Source organism: Inquilinus limosus DSM 16000 (assembly GCF_000423185.1).
GTDB classification, from domain to species: Bacteria; Pseudomonadota; Alphaproteobacteria; order DSM-16000; family Inquilinaceae; genus Inquilinus; species Inquilinus limosus.
In genome coordinates this window covers 49116-65189 of sequence record NZ_AUHM01000036.1, presented here as the reverse complement: position 1 = coordinate 65189, position 16074 = coordinate 49116, and the positions used below count along the sequence as shown (strand labels likewise).

Sequence of the window (16074 nt, the reverse complement as noted above, 5' to 3'; positions counted from 1 at the left end):
TCACCGCCGGTCGGGATCAGTCGAACAGGGTGATGCTGATGACGCCGCCCAGATCTCCCAGGCTCGCGCCCTCCTTCGGATAGCCGGTGATGTCGATCTCGCCCTTCGGCGAGCCGTGGCAGACGAGGCAGTCGGCGCCGTAATATTCCGGCATCAGGACGCGGGTGGCCGGCCGTCCGGCGACGGTGGCCGTCTCGGCGTAGATGCCGCCCCTGGTCCAGCCCGGCGACTGGAACTTGCTGCGGATGACCTCGGTCTCGAACGCGTCGGGCGAGGCCTTGCGGTTGCGCACCAGCTCCGGCGGCGCCGTCACCTTGATCTCGGCCCGGCCGCTCTGGTCCCGGCGGAACTGCTCGGTCACCAGCCGGGCGAACACGGCGGGCACGAAGCCCTTGAAGCCCACGCCCTTCTGATTGATCAGCGCCTGGTTCGCGTCCACCACCTCCTTGACCGCGCGCGCCATGGCGGCAAGCAGGCGCCCCTTCTCGGAACCGGGGTCGAGCTTGCGCGGGTCGGTGCCGGTCGCCTTGGCCATCGCCTGGGCCGCCTGCTCGACGACGGCATCGCCCGTCAGCCCCTTGTCGCCCAAGGCGGGGTCGTTGATCCGGCTCTGTTGGCCCGAGATCACGACGCGCGCGCTGCCCAGGAACTCGGCGAGGCTGAGCGCCGTGTCGACGTCGTCCCGCATCTCGGCCAGGACCGGCGGAAAGCCCGCCGCGAGCATGCCCAGCAGAACGAGGGACATAAACGTCTTCCTCGCCCCGACAGTCCTAAACAGCAGGCGCCCGTCCCAATTCATTCGAATCCCTAGGCAAAGACTTCAGTATTCATCAAGGATAGGAAAAGAAGTAACTTAGTTTTCAGGATATCGGCATTGTCGCCGGAACGCAAGATTGACCAAAAAGGCTGATGCCGATGACTTTCACATTACTCGGCCGGGAGGAGGCCTAACTCTTCCGGAGTACCTGAATCTGCGGAACCAGACGGACACGCCTTGGATACGCCGCGCCTGCTGGCGTGCCTCCCGGCCAGAAATAAAATGTCTCCCGCTCCGCGATCAGCGCAACTCTGGCATGAAGTAGGTCAGTGTCGTTGACATAAATCCATTGTGCATGGTTCGGTCGGGGAACGGCGCCCGGAGCGCGCCGGCCCAGGAAGACCGAGGACGTCATGAGCATCGGCGAGACCCATTACGCCACCCGCGCCGCGCGGATGCGCGCCTCCGAGATCCGCGAGCTGCTGAAGCTGCTGGACCGGCCGGGCGTGATCTCCTTCGCCGGCGGCATCCCCGACCCGGCGCTGTTCCTGGCCGACGCCATCCGCGCCGGATACGAGGCCGCGCTCGCCGCCGGCGGCGCCGCGCTGCAGTATTCGGTCAGCGAGGGCTACGCCCCGCTGCGGCAGTGGATCGCCCGGCACATGGCGTCGATCGGCGTGCCCTGCGGCATCGACAACATCGTGATCACCTCGGGCTCGCAGCAGGCCCTCGACTATCTCGGCAAGCTGTTCCTGTCGCCCGGCGACACGGCGCTGGTGGCCTGGCCGACCTATCTCGGCGCGCTGCAGGCCTTCAACCCCTACGAGCCGCGCTACGACCGGCTGGATCCCGCACACGGCAACGCCACGCCCGAAGCCTATCGCGCGGCGGCCGAGGCGGCCGGCAGCCGGGTCCGGCTGGCCTATCTGACGCCGGACTTCGCCAACCCCTCGGGCGAGACGCTGAGCCTCGCGGCCCGCGAGCGCGCCCTGGCCCTGGCGGAGGAGCTGGACATCCCGCTGATCGAGGATTCGGCCTATCAGGCGCTGCGCTATGACGGCGAGGATTTGCCGCCGCTGCTGGCCCTGGACGTGGCGGCCAAGGGCGACATCGACCGCAGCCGCGTGATCCATTGCGGCAGCTTCTCCAAGACCCTGGCGCCCGGGCTGCGCATCGGCTGGATCTGCGCCGCCCGCGCGGTGGTGCAGAAGCTGGTTCTGACCAAGCAGGCGGCCGACCTGCACACGCCGACGATCAACCAGATGGTGATGCACCACGCCGCCGAGCACGCCTATCCGGCCCAGGTGGCGAAGATCCGCGCCGCCTATCGCGACCGGCGCGACCGCATGCTGGCGGCGCTGCAGCGGCACATGCCGGCGGGGGTGGGCTGGACCCGGCCCGAGGGCGGCATGTTCATCTGGGTGACCCTGCCGGAGCAGATGGACGGCGCCGCGCTGCTGGCCCGCGCGGTCGACCGGGGCGTCGCCTTCGTGCCCGGCCGGGCCTTCCACGCCGACGGCACCGGCGGCAACACGCTGCGCCTGTCCTTCTCCCTGGCCGACGCGGCCGCGATCGAGGACGGCATCGCCCGTCTCGGCCGCCTGATCGCCGGCGCGGAGCGGGCGGCGGCCTGAGGCCGGACGGCCGGCCGATCCGCTTCAGGAGGAGCGGATTGGCCACAATGTCCGAGGGATGGTACCATATGTGCGGCGGCTCCCGGATGACGAGATCGCCGCCCGGAGCGACGTCACCCATATGGCGGACGCGGTACTTGATTTTGACCACTTCATAGCTCTGGACCGGCAATCCATCCGGCTCCAACTGGCGGCGGGTGTGCTGCTCCTGTGTATCGGCTCGCTCGGCGTGTTCGGCGCTTTCTCCAGCTTGATCCAACCCAGCCCTCCCAACGTCGAGATGATTGTCCAAAGCATCGGTGCCGTTGTCGGCGTCGCAGGGCTGTTCCCCTTCAACAACTGCTGGTCGCGCTGGGAGCGGATCAAGACCCTGCAGGCGATCCGGCTCAACCCATCGGTGCTCGACAAGGACAGCGAACAGGAGTTGCTCCGAAAGCTCTACGCCAAGTTCCTGGGGGTATGAGATGGCAGTCGCACAGCAGTCGAGCTACCAGCAGTTGCGCGACCGGATCGAGGAGGGCCATCGCCGATCCCTGCTTCGCACCGTCGTGTTGAGCATCGCCACGGTGGCGGTCGCCGGCCTGATGCTGTTCATCACGCTGCGCGCACTCGACCAAGCGAACCAGAAGCTGGACAGCGCGAACCGGCAGCTGGATGAGGTGACCCGGGAGGTGAGGGCAGCCATCGCCAAGGCCGACGAGGCCCAGGCCGAGCTGACGGAGGCCCAGACTAACCTGCGATCGACCGCCGATCAGACGACCGCGCTGCAGGCGCAGGTCGCGGCGTTGGAGAAGCAGCTGGCGGCGGCGCAGCAGGCCCTTGACGAGGCGTTCGACCTCAGTCGGCAGGTCTACAAGTTCGACTGGGGTGAGCTCAAGTTGATGTACATGGAGAATGGCCCGGCCGTCGAAGTGCTGGATGTGGTGCAGCGGTTTCTGGGCCAGCTGCGCTGGGGTCTCGCCAACACCAAGGAGGGCGGTTACACCTCGCCGGGCTTCGCGAAGCTGGTGCTGCAACAGCTGCACAGGCTACCGCCGAACGCTGATCTCGCCAGCCTGCCGCGTGATGACGGCGCACCGAACCCGGGAGACATCGTGATCTATGCCAGCGGCTATCACCTGTTCTATTTCCGCGATCATGAGCGACGGCAGTTCGTGGTCGGCATGACGCCTTATGGAATCACGGCGCTCAACTACGATTTCGGTGTGAAGCGCATCGGCGTCCTTCGCAGCGGTTTCCCGCCACGATGACGTCTTCAGCGATGGCCCGAACCGCACCCACCTGACACCAGCGCAAGAACCGGATTGGCCCGGCCGGGCCGGTGGCGGACAAGGCAGGCCCGCCACCCGGAGGCCCGGCATGGCCGACCGGCTGACGCCCGAAGAGAGATCCCGGCTGATGGCCCGGATCAAGGGCAAGGACACCACGCCCGAGCGCCGCGCCCGCCGGGCCGCGCACGCCCTGGGGCTGCGCTTCCGGCTGCACCGGCGCGACCTGCCCGGCACGCCCGACATGGTGCTGCCGAAGCGGCGCGTCGCCCTGTTCGTGCATGGCTGCTTCTGGCACCAGCACGCCGGCTGCCGCAAGGCGCGGCGGCCGCTGACCCGGCCCGACTACTGGGCCGAGAAGTTCCGGGCCAATGCCGAGCGCGACGCCCGGGCCGCCGCAGCGCTGGCCGCCGCCGGCTGGCGCGTCGTGGTGCTGTGGGAATGCGAGACCGAGGACAGCGGGGAGCTGCGGCGGCTGATCGGCGAGCGCGTCTGCCGCCTTCCCTTCCCGCCCGATCCGGCCCACCCTGCGGCATGGTCCTGAAGATCCGGCTGGTCGCTCCGACGACGGATCCGCGGCCGGAGACGCTGGCGGCGATCCGCGACGACCTCGCCCGGCTGGCCCGGCCGGGGGTGGCGCTGAGCCATGTCCAGAACGCGGACGGCCCCCCGGCGGTGCGCGGCGACGCCGATGTCGAGGCCGCCCGGCCGGGCGTGCTGCGCCGGATCGAGGAGGCCGAGCGCGACGGCATCGACGCCGTGATCATCGACTGCACCTCCGATGTCGGGCTGGACGAGGCGCGGGCGGCGGTGGCGGCGATCCCGGTGATCGGCCCGGGCGAGGAGATGCGCCGCCTGGCCCGCCGCCGCAAGCGCGCCTGGCTGGACGCCGGGATGCTGGCGCAGGACCCGCTGGGCCATGCCCTGGCCGCCGTCGAGGCCGGCGCGGCCGTGCTGCTGGTCGGCAGCACCGGGCGGGCCGAGGTCGCGGCGCGGCTGCGGTCGGAGCTGACGGCGCGCGGCCATGCCGTCACCGTGATCGAGCCGCTGGAGGCGGCGCTGGACGCGGCGCTGCGGTCCCTCGGCGCCGGCGCTCAGCCCTTCGGCGGCTCGTCCCGGAAATAGGGCTCGACCGTGCCGCTCATCTTCATCGTCAGCGGGTTGCCGCGGCGGTCCAGCGCCTTGCCCATGGCCAGGCGGACCCAGCCCTCGCTGACGCAGTACTCCTCGACATTGGTGCGCTCGGTGCCGTTGAAGCGCACCCCGACGCCGCGGCGCAGCGCGGCCTCGTCGAAATGCGGGCTGTTCGGATTGACCGACAGGCGGTCGGGCGGGGTGTCGCTCATCATTCGGCTCCCGGCAGGCGGCGGATCGGCGCGTGATAGCCGCGCGCGGCGGCGCTGACAATGCGCGAGACGGGTGGTATCGGGATCCGCAACGACCCGAACGACGGGGATGGGCGATGCTGGTCTACATCTGCAGCTACACGGGAGCCGCCGGCAACGGCGAGGGCATCACCCTGGCCCGGCTGGAGGCGGAGACGGGCCGGCTGGAGGCGCTGAGGAGCGTCGCCGGGCCGAGCCCGTCCTGGTTGGCCTTCGCCCCGGACGGCCGGCACGCCTATGCCGTCAACGAGATCGACAGCTTCGGGGACGCGGCGCAGGGCGCCGTCACCGCCTATCGGGTGGACCGGGACAGCGGCGATCTCACGGCGCTGAACACCGTCGGCTCCGGCGGCACCATCCCGGCGCATGGCAGCGTCCATCCCGGCGGGCGGCACCTGCTGGTAGCGAATTACGGCGACGGCCGGCTGGCGGTGCTGCCGATCGCGGCGGACGGGTCGCTGGGCCCCGCCACCGACGTGCAGGCGCCCGAGGGGCCGGTCGGGCCGGACCGGGCCGAGGCCGCGCCGCCCGGCAGCTTCGCCATCAGCGGCCATGACGGGTCGCACGCCCATATCATCGAGACCGCCGGCCGCTTCGTGCTGAGCACCGATCTCGGCCAGGACCGGATCCATGTCTGGACCCTGGACGAGGCCGCCGGGGCGCTGCGCCCGGCCGACCCACCCTTCTTCCCTGCCTCCGCCGGAGCCGGGCCGCGCCACCTCGCCTTCCACCCGAACGGCCGGGTGCTCTACACGACCTATGAGGAGGCGTCGCAGCTGGCTGTGCACGACTGGGACCCGGCGACCGGCCGCGCCACGTTCCGGCAGCAGCTGAGCGCGTTGCCGCCGGGCTTCGCCGGCTCCAGCTTCGCCTCGGCGCTGGCGATCAGCCGCGACGGCCGCTTCCTCTATTCCGGCAACCGGCTGCACAACAGCATCGCCATCTTCGCGGTCGGGCCCGACGGCACGCTGCGCTGGCTGGACGCGGAATGGACCCGCGGCGACTATCCCAACCACGTGGCGCTGGACCCGACCGGGCGGTTCCTGTTCGCCTGCAACCGGCGCAGCGACAACGTCACCCTGTTCCGGGTCGACGCGCAGTCCGGCCGGCTGGAATTCACCGGCCAGTACCTGCCGATCGGCAGCCCGAACATGGTGGTGTTCCCGCCGGGGTGAGGGCCGCTACCTTCCGTGATAGCAGCTGCAAAGCCCAGGCGTAAGCCTGCGCCGCCCGGGTGCTGAATGCGATGATGGAGAGGCTGGCGGGTAGATCCAAGCCTTTCGCCATCAGCTATACCGATTCTCTTCGAAAAGTCGAGGCAGTAAGGTCGCAGCAGTAGCGACGATCGCAATTTATGCTATTATTATCAGGTATTCTGCTTATTTGTGGAGATTGAGAATGTCGGACGGCGTCTCATTAACGACGTTTCTAAAAATTTGCTCAATGCAGTCAACAGGTAGAAAGATATCGGAAATAGACAAGCTTGCGAACAGGAACGGTGGGCATGACTATTATAATGGCGTCAAAAAAATTGCTCCCGCTTTAGCACAGGAGCAATTCGGAATTTCTGATGTGCCAAAGAAATTAGCTTACATTTCCAGGCAGTCACAGAGACAGAGAAACGAAGATCGTGTGAAACAATTTATGAAGTGGTGGAAAAAACAAATCCCTAGCCCTACCTTTTTATCGCCACCATCTTATAACAAATCTCCTAAAGATTGCTCATTTATCCTCAGGATCAAACCAGAGATATCCTACACATTTAATGGAATCAAATACACTCTACATATTTGGAATACGGAGGCTCCAAAATTAAATCAAACGATCGCAGGAATTGGAATATATACTATGATACAATATCTAAGGAAAGGAAATTTTTCAGATTCGAAATTCCAAATGATAGATTTAAACAATGGAAAACTCTTTGATGAAAGCTCTGTAACTAATGACATTCCGACAATTTTCTTGGCCGATATGACGTTGTTCAATCACATATGGGAAAGAGTAAAGTTATAATCATGCAGGCTTCGCGGGCCGACATCAGCCCGCGAAGTGCAACCGTGCCTACCCTCTGTAGATCGGCGCCCCCGCGGGCGAGCCGGTGGTGCCGCCGTCGACGAAGAGCTCCGCCCCCTGGACGTTGCTCGACTCGTCCGAGGCCAGGAACAGCACGGTCCGCGCCACCTCCTCCGGCCGGCCGAAGCGGGCGAGCGGGATGGCCTGGCTGAGGCGCTGCACCAGCCCCGCACGGGCCTCCGGCGTCGGCGCGATGCCGGACCAGATCTCGGTGTCGGTGGCGCCGGGCGAGACCACGTTCACCCGGATGCCGCGCGGCGACAGCTCCGACGCCAGCACCCGGCCCATCGCGCGCACCCCGCCCTTGGCCGCGGCATAGGCGGAATAGCCCGGCACCCCGAGCAGGCTGTGCACCGAGCCGTTGAGGATGATCGAGGCGCCGTCCTTCAGATGCGGCAGCGCCGCCTGCACGGTGAAGAACACGCCGGTCAGGTTGGTGCGGATGATTTGCTCGAACGCCGCGAGGCCGGTCTGGCCCAGCGGCGTGGCGCCGCCGATCCCGGCATTGGCGAAGACGATGTCGAGCGGTCCGAAGCGCCGCGCCGCCTCGGCCGTCGCCCGTTCCAGCGCCGCGACATCGGTGGCGTCGGCCTGCAGCGCCAGGGCGGCGTCGCCCAGCTCGCGCGCCGCGGCGTCCAGCGTCTCGCGGTTGCGCCCGGTGATCGCCACCTTCGCGCCCTCGGCCACGAACAGCCGCGCCGTCGCCAGGCCGATGCCGGCATTGCCGCCGGTGATCAGCGCCACCTTGTCCTTCAACCTCATCACGGTCTCCTGCGCCCCACCGGGCGGCGAATGGGAAGCGCCGCCCGGCTTCTCCCGGCGGCCTGCGGACGACGATCTTTATATGATGACCATCATCTGAACCAGAGATGATAACCGTCATCCCGATTGTCAATCGGGGGACGCGCCATGACCGATGGGGAGATCTTCGCCCTGGGCTGCCTCGGCGGGGCGCTGCCGGACCTGCTGCGGCTGATCAAGGGCCGGCACGACGGCGCGCCGCAGTTCCTGCGCGACTGGTTCTTCTGGCTGATGTTCGCCGGCCTGGTCCTGCTGGGTGGGCTGGCGGCGCTGCTGGGCCAGGCCGACGAGGCCAAGGAGGCGATCGCCTTCGGCTTCGCCGCGCCGGAGGTCGTCTCCCGCGCCTTCGGCGGCGGCCGGGCCGGGCTACTGCCGCGCCCGGTCGGCCCCGGGCTGATGCGCCGGCTGCGCTGGTGGTGGGCGATCTGATACAGCGACGAGCCAATGTCGCTTCTCAACTGCACCCGCGCTCGATGAGAAGTCTGTATCCATCGGCTTGCCGAGAATTATTTGGGATACTATAGCCTCTGTAGGCCGATGCGACGGTGCGTAAGCGACAAGCGTCATCGGCCGACTAGAGCTACCGTAGCTGGATCTTGTTGGGTTTACCGGAGCCTAGAATGAAGTTGCCTCGCATTTTTGGTAGCCTAAAACTCGAAGATGTGTTTACGCCAGGTGGGCAGCCATCCGTCACATATGTAAATCGCGCGCATCTTGGCATCGAGTCAAAACTAAAGAAGGCAATATCCTTGCCAAATACTATAGTTTCGCTCACAGGACCCACAAAGAGCGGGAAGACTGTTCTTTGCAAAAGTGTACTTGAAAAATTTGACTATGTTTGGATTGATAGAGGACAGATAAAAAATGAAGAAGATATTTGGGAAAGAATCTGCACGGAACTACGGCTAGCGTCCGAAGTCGTACAGAAAGATCTTTTTTCTGGTCAGTCTGGAGCTTCTCTGACAGGCGGAATTAGCGCCGGCATTCCCGGCAACCAGATAAACGCTACTCTCACCGCGAGTGGGTCAAAACTTAGAACCAGAGAAGAAAGTCGCAGATACATACCTAATAATAGCCATCAAGCAACAGAGTACCTCGTTAAGCACAAAATTTGTCTGGTGGTAGATGATTTTCACTACATCCCTGAAGAATCTAGATCTTCATTCATAAGAAGCCTTAAAGGATCCGTCTTTAGAGGATTGAAAACCATACTCTTATCTACACCTCACCGAGCCTTTGAGGCTATTAAGGCGGAGCCAGAAATTACTGGCAGATTTAAGCATGTCCTTGTTCCTCAGTGGTCCATCGAAGATTTGACCCTCATTGCAAACTCTGGCTTTGAGGCACTAAACGTATCGGTGCTGGAATCTATAATTTCTACACTATCCAAAGAATCGGAGGGAAGTCCTTTGCTGATGCAGAGATTCTGCTGGAATATATGCTATGATGAAGGCATAAATGAAACATGCATCCTCAGAAAGAATTTACAGGAGAAGATAGATACGTCGTCCCTATTCAACGAAGTTGCTGAGGATGCCGGCCTTCCAATCTATGAAAAACTGGCAAAAGGACCTCAATCACGTACTGAAAGAATCCAGAGACCATTGGCCAACGGAGGATCAGCTGACATCTATGAAGCAATTCTCCTTGCCGTTGCCGTGACAGGCCCCAAAGAGCGGCTTACCTATGATCAAATCCGCTCGAGCTTGAACGCTATACTTTTAGACAAGATACCTCAGAAGCTGGAGGTATCCAACGCGCTGAACCATCTTACAAATATAGATAAGGACGAGAACAAAGGCCAGAGAGCCATTGATTGGGATCCGGAAAATTTGGACTTATTTCTTACCGATCCCTTTTTCCGATTTTATCTGCGATGGAAGATTGCCAATCAAAGAAACATCGCCTCTTAGGCATTGGCGCAACAGTCGAGAATAGGCCACACGGAGCCGACTCACTTATTAAACGATCTTTGATTCACCGGGATCTGATGGGCGGCGACCCGGCGTGAACCCGCTCCTTCGCCGCCCGGCCGTGGACCGCGCCGGCCAGCTCGGCGCGAGAGCGGATGCCGAGCTTCTCGTAGATCGATTGCGTCTGGTTCCGGATCGTGGCGGGCGCGGAGCCCAGCGCCTGCGCGGCCTGCTTGTGCGTCGCCCCGGCGGCGAGGAGGAGGGCCACCTCGCGCTCGCGCCGGGTGAGGCGGTCGAGCCCGGCGATCGGGCTGAGCCGCAGCCGCACCAGCTCCGACTGCTCCCCGGCGTCGCCGGCGCGCTCGCAGGAGACGACGACGCCGTCGCCCTTCAGCGTGACGGTCCCGGGGCGCTGCAGCAGCCGGCGCAGGGGGGCCGGCAGCCGCTCCCCGGTCCAGCCCGGCCATACGGACTTCAGCATGCCTTCCGAGGCCTCGAGCCCGAGATAGGCGAAGCCGGACGGGTCGACCAGCAGGGTGGTCCCGTCCGCCGATGCGGGCTCCGCCCCGCGCCGCGCCGAGGCCTGGACCGCCAGGAAGATGTGGTCGACCGCGCCCTGCAGGAAGTGCAGGTCCTCGGCCTCCCAGTCCGGCGGGCGGGTGTCGCCGCGGTAGATCGAGGCGAAGAAGACGGTGGTGCGGTTCGGCCGGCAATGCATCGCGCTGGCCCATTTCCGGATCCGGTAGCGCTCCGCCAGCTCGATCATCCCGTCGGTCTGCACCGGCTGGTTCCGGTCATAGGTCCTGACGCCGCTGCGGGTCTCGCGCAGGCTGCGGGCGACGAGGTCCTGGTTCTCGATCGTCGTCCAGAAGCGGACGAAGTCGCCCGGCAGGTCCATGGTCGACGAGGCGTGCACCACCGTCCGCCCCGGCTCGAACCGCGCCCAGCCGTACCAGGCGCAGTCGAAGCCGAGGATGGAGCGCAGCCGGTCGAAGCCCCAGGCCGGGATGCCGCCGTCGCCCTCGCGGCCGATCCTGTGCAGGTCGGTCACGAACTGGGAGAACAGGGGCAGCTTCGAGGTCACGCGCGCCATCCCGGGCTGTCTCCCGGAACGCTAGCGTCGCCGCGGCGCCCCGGCAAGCGGCCGGGACGGCCCCGGACGGCGCCCGCCATAGTGCATCTGCACCATTCTGGACCGGGCGCGGAGGGCTAGAGTCGATCGACATCCAACGGGGAGGAGCCGAGGAATGGCGACGGGATGGCTGTGGCACGAGCGGTTCGGCTGGCACGACACGGGAACCGCCGGCGGCTTCCTGAAAGGCGAGTTCATCCAGCCGCTGCAGCACCTGGAGTCGCCCGAATCCAAGGCCCGCTTCGCCTCGCTGGTCGAGGTCTCCGGCATCGCCAGGGCGCTGAAGCGCATCGACTGCGTCGCCGCGACCGAGGAGGACCTGCTGCGCATCCACACCCGCGACCATATCGAGGCGATGAAGGCGCTGAGCCGCGACATCCGCGGCGGCGACATGGGCGACGGCTCCTCCCCCTTCGGCTTCGGCGGCTTCGAGCTGGCCTGCCTCGCGGCCGGCGGCACGATCAGCGCGCTGCGCGCCGTGGTCGGCGGCGAGGTGCGCAACGCCTACGCCCTGGTCCGGCCGCCCGGGCACCATGCCCGGCCGGAGACGGGGATGGGCTTCTGCATGTTCGCCAATGTGGCCGTCGCCATCGCCCATGCCCGGGCGAAGCTCGGCATCGGGCGGGTCGTGGTGGTCGACTGGGACGTCCACCACGGCAACGGCACCGAGGCCTGCTTCGAGACCGACCCGGACGTCCTGACCATCTCGCTGCACCAGGACGGCAACTTCCCGGCCGACACCGGCAAGGTCACGGATCGCGGCAGGGGCGCCGGCGACGGGTCGGCGATCAACATCCCGCTGCCGGCGGGGTCCGGCGAGGGCGCCTATCTCCACGCCTTCGACCGCGTCGTCCTGCCCGCCATCGAGCGGTTCCGGCCGGACCTGATCATGGTCGCCAGCGGCTTCGATTCCAGCAACGCCGACCCGCTGGGGCGGATGCTGCTGGTCTCGACCTCCTACGCCGCCATGACCCGCCGGCTGATGGACCTGGCCGACGCGGTCTGCGGCGGCCGGCTGGTGATCAGCCATGAGGGCGGCTATTCGCCCTTCTACGTGCCGTTCTGCGGCCTCGCGGTGGTGGAGACGCTGAGCGGCGTCAGCACCGGCGTGACCGACCCCTACCTGGCGGCCTGGGCCGGGCTGCCGGGGCAGGAGCTGCAGGACCATCAGAAGGCGCTGGTGGCGCGGGTGGCGGAGAGCTTCGAGCTGTAGCGCCCCGGCCAGGGGCCGGGATCTCAAGAACAACCAAACAGGGGGCGATGATGAACGGACGGAGAGCCGGCAGGGCGCGGGGCACCCTGCTGATCTGGGTCAATCTGATCGTGGTGCTGTTCCCGCCGATCCACCTGGCCTTCGCGGCGGGCAACCTGGCGATGGCCCTGGCCTTCTTCCTGGGCAGCAGCCTCTTGCTGACCGGCACGGTCATCTATCTGAACCGCGCCAACCACGACGCCGGGGAGGAGTAGGCGATGGAGTTCCTCATCGGCTACGGCACCCTGGCGGTCTTCTTCATCGGCGTGATCCTGGTCCTCGAACGCACCCGGCGGGCCGCCGGCGGCGACTTCACCGACTACGCGGTCGCCGGGCGGTCCTTCGGGTCCTGGTTCCAGGCCATGGCGTTCCTGAACACCTGGCTGCCCGGGACCATCTTCATCGCCTTCGCCGGCCTCGCCGCCTCGGCCGGGGTGATCGGCTACTACGTCGTCTCCTACTCCCTTCTGGCCGTGCTGTTCATGCTGTTCATGGCCCAGAAGGTGTTCGACTGGGGCCGGGCGTTCAACCTGCGCACCCAGGCCGATTTCGTCGGCATGCGCTACAACTCCAAGGCCGTGCGCATCGTCGCCGCGCTGATCGGGGTGGTGGCCAGCTTCCCCTGGCTGATCCTGGGCTTCCAGTCGCTGGGGCTGGTGTTCTCCTATCTCTCCTTCGGCGCGGTCTCGCCGACGCTCGCGGTTTTCGCCGGCATCGCCGTGCTCGGCATCCGCCAGATCTGGACCGTGCGGCTGGGCATGCGGGGCATCGTCATCTCCGACATGGTCCAGGGCATCTTCGCCTATGGCGTCGGCGGCCTCGTCGCCCTCGGCCTGATCGTCTGGCTGATGTCGCAGGGCCTGGGCTTCGCCGCCCTGCCGCCGGACTTCGCCGCCTTGCCCGGCCCCGGCAGCGGCCTCGGCCCGCTGTACTATCTGTCGATCGTCGCCACCGGGGCGCTGGGGTCCTGGTGCTGGCCGGACATCTTCGTCCGCCTGTTCACGGCCCGGAGCGCCCAGGCCGTGCGCAACTCCGCCGTCAAGGCGGCGCCGATCATGCTGCTGTTCCTGGCCATCCTGCTGACCATGAGCATGCTGGCGCACCAGCTGCCCGAGGTCGCCGCCGCCCCCGACAATGTCTGGTTCCTGACCGCGGCGCATGGCGGGCCCTTCGTCCTGGCCCTGGCCGGGACGGCCGTCTTCGCCGCCACGGCCGGCAACGTCAACGCGCTGACCGCGGCGATCGGCACCCACACCGCGCAGGACGTGATCCATATCGGCGGCGCCGACGAGGCGACGACCACCCGGACCGCGCGGGCGGCGATCGTGGCCGCGACCGTGCTGGCCGTGATCGGCGCCGTGCTGACGGTGAACGTCACGGCCGGGCTGCTGACCCTGGCGCTGGCCTCCTACCAGGGCATCGTCCAGCTGGCCCCGGCGCTGTATCTCGGCATCTTCTGGCGCCGGGGCAACGCCGCGGCCGCCCTGGCCGGGATGCTGACCGGCTTCGCCGTCGCCGTGGTGCTGCAGCTCTTGTACCCGGTGTCGATCCGCGAGCTCGGCGGCCTGACCTCCGGCGTCGTCGGCCTCGCCGTCAACACGCTGGTCTATGTCGCCCTGTCCTACGCCCTGCCGCAGGACGCGGCGGAGCGCGCCCGCATCGACCGGCTGTTCCGGGAGCTCGGGCAGGCAGGGCCGGAGAGCGAGGCGCTGCCGGCGGGCGGCCTCGCCCCGGTGCGCGACTAGGCGCGCTCCGCCTCCGCCGGCGTCAGGGTGGTCAGCGACAGGGCGTGCACCCGGTCCTTCAGCTCGGCCGACAGCAGGTCGTAGACCAGCCGCTGCCGCTCCACCCGCGACTTGCCGGCGAAGGCGTCGGAGACGATCAGCACCCGGAAATGGCTTTCGCCCCGCCCGTCATGGCCGGCGTGGCCGGCATGGCGGTGGCTGTCGTCGATGATCTCGAGCTGGGCCGGGGCCAGCGCCTCCTCGATCTTGCGGCGCATGCGGTCGGCGATCTGCATCGGGTCCGTCCTCCTTCCCGCGGTGATAGCAGAGACGGCACCGCGACGGGAGACCTGCATCCTATATTCCCGTATGACGCAAGGCCCGATGCTGCGACACGAGGGCAAGGCAGATTTCCGCCGCCTCGGCTTGTCAGGCGAATGAGCCCTCCCCATACTCGCAGCATGGCCACCGCGAACCGCAGAGAGTACCGGGCATTCGAGGAGCCGGCGCCGGCAACGCGCCGCTGCGACCACCCGGGCTGCGCCGGCGCCGGGGAGTTCCGGGCACCGAAATCGCGGCAGCGGCTGAACGACTACTGGTGGTTCTGCCTGGAGCATGTGCGGGAATACAACCGCAGCTGGAACTATTACCAGGGCATGAGCCCGGATCAGATCGAGCGCGAGGCGCGGCGCGACACGGTGTGGGACCGGCCGACCTGGCCGATGGGGTCCTGGCGGGCCGAGCAGCGGCTGCGCGCCCGGATCTATGAGAGCTTCGCCAACGGCGCGGGCGACAACCCGTTCCACGCCGGCCGCGAGGCGCAGGAGGAGGCGAAGCAGGGCCGTCCGCTGACCGAGCAGGAGAGCGCGATGAAGACGCTCGAGCTCTCTCCTCCCTTCGACCTGAAAACCCTCAAGGCGCGCTACAAGACGCTTGTCAAACTGCACCACCCGGACGCCAATGGCGGCAGCCGCGACGCCGAGGAGAAGTTCAAGTCCATCAACCACGCCTACAGCGTGCTGAAGGCCGGCTTCGCCTCGTAGACCCTACTCTGGAATTTGGACTTCGACTGGATCATGAGCGCTGACACCTCCACGACGCTGCCCGACATCAAGGTGTCCGTGCGGCAGACCTTCGGCATCGACAGCGACCTGCAGGTGCCGGCCTTCTCCGCCGCGACGCAGCACGTGCCGGAGGTCGACAGCGCCTACCGCTTCGACCGCGACACCACCATGGCCATCCTGGCCGGCTTCGCCCACAACCGGCGGGTGATGATCCAGGGCTATCACGGCACCGGCAAGTCGACCCATATCGAGCAGGTGGCGGCCCGCCTGAACTGGCCCTGCATCCGCGTCAACCTCGACAGCCACATCAGCCGCATCGACCTGGTCGGCAAGGACGCGATCGTGCTGCGCGACGGCAAGCAGGTGACCGAGTTCCGCGAGGGCATCCTGCCCTGGGCGCTGCAGAACCCCTGCGCCATCGTGTTCGACGAATACGACGCCGGCCGGCCGGACGTGATGTTCGTGATCCAGCGCGTGCTGGAGGTCGAGGGCAAGCTGACCCTCTTGGACCAGAACCGGGTGATCCGCCCGCACCCGGCCTTCCGCATCTTCGCCACCGCCAACACCGTCGGCCTCGGCGATACCACCGGCCTCTACCACGGCACCCAGCAGATCAACCAGGGCCAGATGGACCGCTGGTCGATCGTCGCCACGCTGAACTACCTGCCGCACGACGCCGAGGTCGAGATCGTGCTGGCCAAGGTGGCGGACTTCGACACCGAGGACGGCCGCGCCAAGGTCAACGCCATGGTCCGCCTGGCCGACCTGACCCGCGCCGGCTTCATCGGCGGCGACATCTCGACCGTGATGTCGCCGCGCACGGTGATCACCTGGGCCGAGAATGCGCGCATCTTCGGCGATGTCGGCTTCGCCTTCCGCCTGACCTTCCTGAACAAGTGCGACGAGGTCGAGCGGTCCACCGTGGCCGAGTACTACCAGCGCTGCTTCGGCACCGAGCTGCCGGAAAGCGGCGTCCGCGCCCATCTGGCGTAAGACTTTTCCTGTCATGCCCGGGCTTGACCCGGGCATCCAGAAACTGTCGAGACCCTCTGGATTGCCGGGTCAAGC

At 66.5% G+C, this 16074-nt stretch carries 19 protein-coding genes; 14 read left to right on the top strand and 5 right to left on the bottom strand.

All coding sequences use genetic code 11. From position 1 onward, the window contains the following. Positions 1-16: 16 nt before the first annotated feature. Entirely contained in the window at positions 17-745 is a 729-nt protein-coding gene (locus G537_RS0125575; RefSeq protein WP_051249130.1) for a Tll0287-like domain-containing protein, read from the bottom strand. A gap of 425 nt (positions 746-1170) precedes the next feature. Here G537_RS0125575 and G537_RS0125570 point away from each other — a divergent pair, with 425 nt between their 5' ends. The 5 genes from G537_RS0125570 (at position 1171) to G537_RS42350 (ending at position 4784) form a co-directional block, all read left to right on the top strand. Beyond that, positions 1171-2391, top strand: a complete 1221-nt coding sequence (locus tag G537_RS0125570) for an aminotransferase-like domain-containing protein (RefSeq protein ID WP_026872534.1) — start codon at positions 1171-1173, stop codon at positions 2389-2391. A gap of 70 nt (positions 2392-2461) precedes the next feature. After that, positions 2462-2854, top strand: a complete 393-nt coding sequence (locus G537_RS0125565) for a hypothetical protein (RefSeq protein WP_155888770.1) — start codon at positions 2462-2464, stop codon at positions 2852-2854. Position 2855: 1 nt separating this feature from the next. Beyond that, positions 2856-3641 carry a hypothetical protein gene (locus G537_RS0125560; RefSeq protein ID WP_026872532.1) on the top strand — a complete coding sequence of 262 codons (786 nt, stop codon included), beginning with the start codon at positions 2856-2858 and terminating at the stop codon, positions 3639-3641. A 109-nt stretch (positions 3642-3750) separates the two neighbouring features. Continuing rightward, positions 3751-4203 carry a very short patch repair endonuclease gene (locus tag G537_RS0125555; RefSeq protein ID WP_026872531.1) on the top strand — a complete coding sequence of 151 codons (453 nt, stop codon included), beginning with the start codon at positions 3751-3753 and terminating at the stop codon, positions 4201-4203. Continuing rightward, positions 4194-4784 carry an aspartate/glutamate racemase family protein gene (locus G537_RS42350; protein WP_026872530.1) on the top strand — a complete coding sequence of 197 codons (591 nt, stop codon included), beginning with the start codon at positions 4194-4196 and terminating at the stop codon, positions 4782-4784. The genes G537_RS0125555 and G537_RS42350 overlap by 10 nt, the downstream gene beginning before the upstream one ends. Here G537_RS42350 and G537_RS0125545 read toward each other — a convergent pair. Beyond that, entirely contained in the window at positions 4754-5005 is a 252-nt protein-coding gene (locus G537_RS0125545) for a DUF3297 family protein (protein WP_026872529.1), read from the bottom strand. The two genes, G537_RS42350 and G537_RS0125545, sit on opposite strands and share 31 nt — an antisense overlap. A 116-nt stretch (positions 5006-5121) precedes the next feature. Between G537_RS0125545 and G537_RS39835 the strand changes: the two genes are divergently transcribed. Next, positions 5122-6219, top strand: coding sequence for a lactonase family protein (locus G537_RS39835; RefSeq protein ID WP_051249129.1), 1098 nt, complete (start codon positions 5122-5124; stop codon positions 6217-6219). Between the two features lie 223 nt (positions 6220-6442). Further along, a complete protein-coding gene (locus tag G537_RS43910) occupies positions 6443-7060 on the top strand; it encodes a hypothetical protein (RefSeq protein WP_155888769.1) in 618 nt (205 codons plus the stop codon). A 48-nt stretch (positions 7061-7108) separates the two neighbouring features. On the opposite strand, the gene G537_RS0125535 is transcribed toward G537_RS43910, so the two are convergent. After that, on the bottom strand, positions 7109-7882 hold the full coding sequence (locus G537_RS0125535) for an SDR family NAD(P)-dependent oxidoreductase (RefSeq protein WP_026872528.1): 774 nt from the start codon (positions 7880-7882) through the stop codon (positions 7109-7111). A 147-nt stretch (positions 7883-8029) separates the two neighbouring features. Here G537_RS0125535 and G537_RS0125530 point away from each other — a divergent pair, with 147 nt between their 5' ends. Then, a complete protein-coding gene (locus G537_RS0125530; RefSeq protein ID WP_026872527.1) occupies positions 8030-8350 on the top strand; it encodes a hypothetical protein in 321 nt (106 codons plus the stop codon). Positions 8351-8541: 191 nt separating this feature from the next. Further along, positions 8542-9834, top strand: coding sequence for a hypothetical protein (locus tag G537_RS43905; RefSeq protein WP_155888768.1), 1293 nt, complete (start codon positions 8542-8544; stop codon positions 9832-9834). A gap of 64 nt (positions 9835-9898) precedes the next feature. Here the strand turns inward: G537_RS43905 and G537_RS0125525 are convergent, their stop codons facing one another. After that, the gene (locus G537_RS0125525) at positions 9899-10927 is read right to left on the bottom strand and encodes a response regulator transcription factor (protein ID WP_026872526.1); all 1029 of its coding nucleotides are present in this window, start codon (positions 10925-10927) and stop codon (positions 9899-9901) included. A gap of 154 nt (positions 10928-11081) precedes the next feature. Here G537_RS0125525 and G537_RS0125520 point away from each other — a divergent pair, with 154 nt between their 5' ends. The 3 genes from G537_RS0125520 to G537_RS39830 are packed head-to-tail and all read left to right on the top strand — an operon-like array spanning position 11082 to position 13963. Next, positions 11082-12179 carry a class II histone deacetylase gene (locus G537_RS0125520; protein WP_026872525.1) on the top strand — a complete coding sequence of 366 codons (1098 nt, stop codon included), beginning with the start codon at positions 11082-11084 and terminating at the stop codon, positions 12177-12179. Between the two features lie 50 nt (positions 12180-12229). Beyond that, positions 12230-12433 carry a hypothetical protein gene (locus tag G537_RS0125515; RefSeq protein WP_155888767.1) on the top strand — a complete coding sequence of 68 codons (204 nt, stop codon included), beginning with the start codon at positions 12230-12232 and terminating at the stop codon, positions 12431-12433. A gap of 3 nt (positions 12434-12436) precedes the next feature. After that, complete coding sequence (locus G537_RS39830) at positions 12437-13963, top strand: sodium:solute symporter family protein (RefSeq protein ID WP_051249128.1); 1527 nt, start codon at positions 12437-12439, stop codon at positions 13961-13963. Here the strand turns inward: G537_RS39830 and G537_RS0125505 are convergent. Beyond that, positions 13960-14238 (bottom strand): BolA family protein, encoded by a 279-nt coding sequence (locus G537_RS0125505; RefSeq protein ID WP_026872523.1) that lies wholly within the window; start codon positions 14236-14238, stop codon positions 13960-13962. The genes G537_RS39830 and G537_RS0125505 overlap by 4 nt on opposite strands. Positions 14239-14403: 165 nt before the next feature. On the opposite strand from G537_RS0125505, the gene G537_RS0125500 reads away from it, so the two are divergent. Both G537_RS0125500 and cobS read left to right on the top strand, forming a co-directional pair. Continuing rightward, positions 14404-14985, top strand: coding sequence for a J domain-containing protein (locus tag G537_RS0125500; protein ID WP_064742209.1), 582 nt, complete (start codon positions 14404-14406; stop codon positions 14983-14985). Between the two features lie 33 nt (positions 14986-15018). Then, positions 15019-15999, top strand: a complete 981-nt coding sequence (gene cobS, locus G537_RS0125495) for a cobaltochelatase subunit CobS (protein ID WP_026872521.1) — start codon at positions 15019-15021, stop codon at positions 15997-15999. Positions 16000-16074 lie beyond the last annotated feature (75 nt).

Coding starts and splice junctions, on each gene's coding strand:
- G537_RS0125575 (WP_051249130.1), bottom strand. CDS start 745: ATGTCCCTCGTTCTGCTGGGCATGCTCGCGGCGGGCTTTCCGCCGGTC.
- G537_RS0125570 (WP_026872534.1), top strand. CDS start 1,171: ATGAGCATCGGCGAGACCCATTACGCCACCCGCGCCGCGCGGATGCGC.
- G537_RS0125560 (WP_026872532.1), top strand. CDS start 2,856: ATGGCAGTCGCACAGCAGTCGAGCTACCAGCAGTTGCGCGACCGGATC.
- G537_RS0125555 (WP_026872531.1), top strand. CDS start 3,751: ATGGCCGACCGGCTGACGCCCGAAGAGAGATCCCGGCTGATGGCCCGG.
- G537_RS42350 (WP_026872530.1), top strand. CDS start 4,194: ATGGTCCTGAAGATCCGGCTGGTCGCTCCGACGACGGATCCGCGGCCG.
- G537_RS0125545 (WP_026872529.1), bottom strand. CDS start 5,005: ATGAGCGACACCCCGCCCGACCGCCTGTCGGTCAATCCGAACAGCCCG.
- G537_RS39835 (WP_051249129.1), top strand. CDS start 5,122: ATGCTGGTCTACATCTGCAGCTACACGGGAGCCGCCGGCAACGGCGAG.
- G537_RS43910 (WP_155888769.1), top strand. CDS start 6,443: ATGTCGGACGGCGTCTCATTAACGACGTTTCTAAAAATTTGCTCAATG.
- G537_RS0125535 (WP_026872528.1), bottom strand. CDS start 7,882: ATGAGGTTGAAGGACAAGGTGGCGCTGATCACCGGCGGCAATGCCGGC.
- G537_RS0125530 (WP_026872527.1), top strand. CDS start 8,030: ATGACCGATGGGGAGATCTTCGCCCTGGGCTGCCTCGGCGGGGCGCTG.
- G537_RS43905 (WP_155888768.1), top strand. CDS start 8,542: ATGAAGTTGCCTCGCATTTTTGGTAGCCTAAAACTCGAAGATGTGTTT.
- G537_RS0125525 (WP_026872526.1), bottom strand. CDS start 10,927: ATGGCGCGCGTGACCTCGAAGCTGCCCCTGTTCTCCCAGTTCGTGACC.
- G537_RS0125520 (WP_026872525.1), top strand. CDS start 11,082: ATGGCGACGGGATGGCTGTGGCACGAGCGGTTCGGCTGGCACGACACG.
- G537_RS0125515 (WP_155888767.1), top strand. CDS start 12,230: ATGAACGGACGGAGAGCCGGCAGGGCGCGGGGCACCCTGCTGATCTGG.
- G537_RS39830 (WP_051249128.1), top strand. CDS start 12,437: ATGGAGTTCCTCATCGGCTACGGCACCCTGGCGGTCTTCTTCATCGGC.
- G537_RS0125505 (WP_026872523.1), bottom strand. CDS start 14,238: ATGCAGATCGCCGACCGCATGCGCCGCAAGATCGAGGAGGCGCTGGCC.
- G537_RS0125500 (WP_064742209.1), top strand. CDS start 14,404: ATGGCCACCGCGAACCGCAGAGAGTACCGGGCATTCGAGGAGCCGGCG.
- cobS (WP_026872521.1), top strand. CDS start 15,019: ATGAGCGCTGACACCTCCACGACGCTGCCCGACATCAAGGTGTCCGTG.